Annotated in this window: 4 protein-coding genes and 1 pseudogene; 1 reads left to right on the top strand and 4 read right to left on the bottom strand. The window is 70.9% G+C overall.

Annotated elements, in window-relative coordinates:
• Positions 1-42 precede the first annotated feature (42 nt).
• On the top strand, positions 43-672 hold the full coding sequence (locus ACFQ36_RS21000; protein WP_377017209.1) for an MBL fold metallo-hydrolase: 630 nt from the start codon (positions 43-45) through the stop codon (positions 670-672).
• A gap of 87 nt (positions 673-759) precedes the next feature.
• On the opposite strand, the gene ACFQ36_RS20995 is transcribed toward ACFQ36_RS21000, so the two are convergent.
• The 4 genes and pseudogenes from ACFQ36_RS20995 to ACFQ36_RS20980 all read right to left on the bottom strand — a co-directional run.
• Positions 760-2,064 carry a M20 family metallo-hydrolase gene (locus ACFQ36_RS20995; RefSeq protein WP_377017207.1) on the bottom strand — a complete coding sequence of 435 codons (1,305 nt, stop codon included), beginning with the start codon at positions 2,062-2,064 and terminating at the stop codon, positions 760-762.
• Positions 2,061-2,876: an amidohydrolase family protein gene (locus tag ACFQ36_RS20990; RefSeq protein WP_377017205.1), complete on the bottom strand. Its 816-nt coding sequence runs from the start codon at positions 2,874-2,876 to the stop codon at positions 2,061-2,063. The genes ACFQ36_RS20995 and ACFQ36_RS20990 overlap by 4 nt, the downstream gene beginning before the upstream one ends.
• Positions 2,833-3,762, bottom strand: a pseudogene (locus ACFQ36_RS20985) (amidohydrolase family protein); the annotation flags it as partial. The pseudogene ACFQ36_RS20985 and the gene ACFQ36_RS20990, both read right to left, overlap by 44 nt.
• A partial coding sequence (locus tag ACFQ36_RS20980; protein WP_377017203.1) for a thiamine pyrophosphate-dependent enzyme occupies positions 3,762-4,472 on the bottom strand: 711 nt, incomplete at its 5' end. The gene ACFQ36_RS20980 and the pseudogene ACFQ36_RS20985, both read right to left, overlap by 1 nt.

Raw genomic sequence — 4,472 nt, 5'->3', positions numbered from 1 at the left:
AATGCACGAAGGCAAGGTCCTGCGCTCGGTGGTGGAGCTGTAATGGCCGCCACAATCGAGAAAGTCGTCACCTCCGGCACGTTCTCCCTCGACGGGGGCACCTGGGACGTGGACAACAACGTCTGGATCGTCGGCGACGAGTCCGAGGTCTTCGTGATCGACCCGGCGCACGACCCGGCCGCGATTGCCGAAAAGGTCGGCGGCCGCAAGGTCAAGGCCATCCTGCTCACCCACGGGCACGATGACCACATCCGCTATGCCGGCAAGTTCCGCGAGCTGACCGGCGCGCCGGTGTACCTGCACCCGGCCGACCGGATGCTTTGGGACGCCGTCTTCCCGGACAGCGCGCCGGACGCGGAAATCGCCGACGGCGACACCTTCGAGATCGCCGGCACTGAGCTGAAGGCGCTGCACACCCCGGGGCACTCCCCCGGTTCGACGGTGTTCTACGCCCCCGAGCTGGGCACGGTGTTCTCCGGCGACACGCTGTTCAACGGCGGGCCGGGGGCGACCGGCCGCTCCTACAGCGACTTCGGCACGATCATCGAGTCCATCAAGGACCGCCTGCTGACCCTGCCGGCGGACACCACGGTGAACACCGGCCACGGCGACTCGACCACCGTCGGGGCCGAGGCGCCGCACCTGGACGAATGGATCGCCCGCGGCCACTGAGGCGGTGCTCCCCGATAGCGCCCTTCCCACCCGGGAAGGGCGCTATCGGTTTGCCCGGCCGCAGGGACGCCGGCACAGGGTGCCTCCCTACGGCTTGACGAACCCGCCGGCTGCCACCCGTGAAAGCAGTTCGGTAAGCAGGTCCACGCCGGCGAGCATGTCCTCGTCGCGGGTCAGTTCCTTCTCGTTGTGGCTGATGCCCTCGACGCTGGGCACAAAGAGCATGATCGTGGGCACCTTGTCCTTGAGGTTGGTCGAGTCGTGCCCGGCCAGGGTGCGCACGGTGCCGTGCGGCAGGCCCAATTCTTCGGCACACCCGGCGGCCAGCCGCATGCCCGCCGCGTCGTAGGCCTTGGCCGCCCAGATGTGCTCGGCGCCGCGCTCGATCCGCACATTGGCGCGCTGCTCGATGGCCCTGGCGCGGCGGTGCAGTTCAGCGTCCGCCGCGGCGAGGACGTCCGCGTCCGTGCTGCGCAGGTCCACCAGCAGGTTCACGCGGCTGGCCACCACCACCGGCGAATTCGGGAACACGTTGAACTCGCCGCAGGACGTGATGACGGCGTGCTCATCGGTGCTGAATTCGTCGGCGATCCCGCGGGCGGCGACCACCAGCAGCGAGGCGCCCAGCAGCGCATCCTGCCGGTCGGCGATGACGGTGGCGCCGGTGTGCGCCTGCTCGCCGTGGACCACGAACTCGTATTTGTTGGCACCCCAGGTCGATTCCACCAGGCCGATGGTCAATCCGTGGTCTTCGAGCGAACGGCCCTGCTCAATGTGGATTTCCAGGTACGCGGCCACGTCCAGCGAGAAGTCACCGATGGTCCCGATCGCTTCCAAGGCCTCGCGCACGGTGACGCCGTGCGGGTCGGTGGTGGCCAGTGCCTGCTCCGCGGGCAGCTTGCCGGTAAAGACGGAGCTGCCCATCATCGAGGGCTTGAAGCGGCAGCCTTCCTCGTTGAACCAATTGACCACGGCGACGTTGAACTTCGCGGATTCCCCGGCCGAGGCGAGCCGTTCCGTCAGGCGGATGGCGGCATGGGCCCCGGCGAGCACGCCGTAGGCACCGTCGAACCGGCCGCCGAGCGGCTGCGAGTCCAGGTGCGAGCCGACCGCAATGTACGGCGCCCCGGGAGCCAGCTCGAGCAGCGCGAACTGGTTGCCGACGGCGTCGTAGCGGACCTTGAAGCCGTGGCCCTCGACGAGGCCGCGGAACCAGTTGCGGGTCTGCCCGTCCGCAATCGTGGCGGCCTGCCGGTCCACGCCTCCGCCGGCGGTAGCGCCGAAGCTGCTCATGGAGCGGAAATCGGCCAGGAACGCGGCACGTTCGGCGGCGGCGTCGGGCCGGCGTCCGGCTTCCCGTGCTGTATTGGAGGTGGCGGCGGTGTTGGTCATGCGTGTGCTCCTGTCAGATGGCCGGTGCGGCTGCCGGCGGTGCCGAGCCGGTTGTAGGTGAAGCGGCCACCGACAATGGTCGCGAGCACTTCAAGGGCGCAGATGTCCCCGGCCTCGAGCGGGGATCCGGAGAGGACCGCGAAGTCGGCGAGCTTGCCGGCGCGCAGGGTGCCTTTCTCCGCAGCGGTGCCGGTGGCGGCGGCGGCCCATTCGGTGTAGCTGCGCAGCGCCTCCTCCGGGGTCAGGCCCTCCTCGGCGCCGCCGAGCACCAGTCCGCCTTCGGTGCGCCGGTCCACGCTGGACTGCATGGCGCGGCGGACGTTGTTGTCCGCCACGGGCAGGTCGGAGGAGCCGGCCGGGAGCACCCCGGCATCCACCAGCGAGCGCCCGCGGTAGAGCCAGCCCTCACGGCCGGGGCCGACCAGCGCGGCGAATTGGTCGCCCAGGGGGCCGATGAACGCGGCCTGCGGCGTCACCGCGATCCCCGCAGCGGCAACGGCTGCCACCTGGTCGGGGCGGGCAATGCCGAAATGTTCGATCCGGTTGGGCAGGGCGTTGCGCCCGTAGCGGTCCTGGCAGGAGGTGATGATCTCGACGGCCAGGTCGATGGCGGCGTCGCCGATGGCATGCAAGGCGACCGGCCAGCCGGCCCGGTAGGCGGCGTCGACGCGATCCTTGTAGGCCTCGGGGGGAATCGAGCAGGTAGCCGGTGTTGTGCCGGTGTCCGCAGTAGTCCTCGGTGACCGCCGCGGTGGCCCCGAGCAGGGAACCGTCCATGAAGACCTTGACCGGCCCGAGCGAGACCCACTCATTGCCGAACCCGGCAACTGCCCCAAGGTCCAGGCCCCGGCCGGTGCCCGTGCCGTGCATGTCCCGGGCGTTGGCTTCCAGCGGACGCAGCGCATCCAGGGCCGGCATCAGCTGGGCGCGGGCGTGCAGCTTCCCGGCCCGGTGCGCGGCCAGGTAGGCCTGCACCTCTATCGGGCTGTGCCCGATCCAGCCGCCGCCGATCCCGGCCTCGGTGAAGCTGGTGATGCCTTCGGCGGCGTACCGCAAGGTTGCCGCCTCCAGCGCCTCCACGATCCGCTCCACCGGGTACGGCAGCAGCAGGTTCTGGATCAGGGCCTGGGCGGATTCCTCCACGACCCCGGTCGGGTACCCGTCCGGTCCGCGCAGCACCGCGCCGCCCGTTGGGCTGGTGAAGCCTGCCTCGAACACCCCGGCCAGCCGCAGCGTGGCGGTATTGGTAATGGACAGGTGCCCGGAAACGTGCCGCAGGTAAAGCGGGCGGTCCCCGGTGATCTCGTCCAACCGGCTGATGTCCGGGAATGCCCCGCCGTGGTGCTTGTGGTTGAAGCCGGTGCCGTTGACCCACGCACCCGGCGCTCCGCCGGGCATTCCCTCCAGCCGGCACACCTCCGCCTGGAGCAGCGCATAGAGTTCCTCCAGTCCCCGGGCCGGTTCCAGGTCCACGGCGGACAGGCCCAGCCCCCACCAGGTGGTGTGGCAGTGCGCGTCGATGAACCCGGGCACCACGGTGGCCCCGCCGAGGGAGACCTCACGGGCGGCCGTGCAGCCGGCGAGCTCCCCGTCGAAACCGGCGATCCGTCCGTGCAGCACGCCGACGCTGTGCGCGCGGGGCCGTCCCGGCTCCAGGGTGAGGATATTGGCGTCGCGAAGAATCAGGTCCAGCTCCATCAGGCGGTCCCCTCCCGGGCCGCGGCCAGCGCAGCCGGCCGGCCTTCGCCGTGCCCCGTCTCCTGCAGGCCGTCGTTGGCCGTGCCGGGCGGCATGGTTTCCGGATCGGTGAACAGGTGCAGCAGGGCCGGCCGCCCGCTGGCCAGCGCCCGCTCCAGCGCCGGGGCAAAGTCCGTGGTGGTTTCGACGCGCTCGCCGTGTCCGCCGAAGGTGCGCATCCAGCCGGCGAAGTCCGGATTGACCATCGCCGTCCCGGAGGGACGCCCCGGATAGTGCGCGCGCTGGTGCTGCACGATGGTGCCGTAGATTCCGTTGTCCACCACGAGGACCAGCGGGCTGGCCCCGTGCGCGGCAGCTGTAGCCAGTTCCTGGGCGTTCATCAGGAAGTCCCCGTCGCCGCAGACCGCCACCACCTGCCGGTCCGGGTGCACCAGCGCGGCGGCCACGGCAGCCGGCACGGACAGGCCCATGGCACCGTTACGCGGCCCTACCAGCGTCCCCGGCCCGGCATGGGTGAGGTAGCGGTGGCCCCACAGGGTCGCGTTGCCGGCCCCGTAGGTGACGATCCGGTCTGCCGGGAGCACCCGTTCGAGGACGCCGAAGGCCTCGCCCAGGTCGACGCCGCGGGCGGCGGAACCGGGCCCGTAGTCCGGCCGGGCGGTCGCATAGCGCCGCTGGTCGGCGGCGAGTGCGTCCATCCATGCCGGACC

Source organism: Arthrobacter sp. GCM10027362 (assembly GCF_042679445.1).
Lineage (GTDB): Bacteria > Actinomycetota > Actinomycetes > Actinomycetales > Micrococcaceae > Crystallibacter.
Note: the sequence above shows the minus strand (reverse complement) of the source record. Positions and strands in the feature narration are given on the sequence as shown.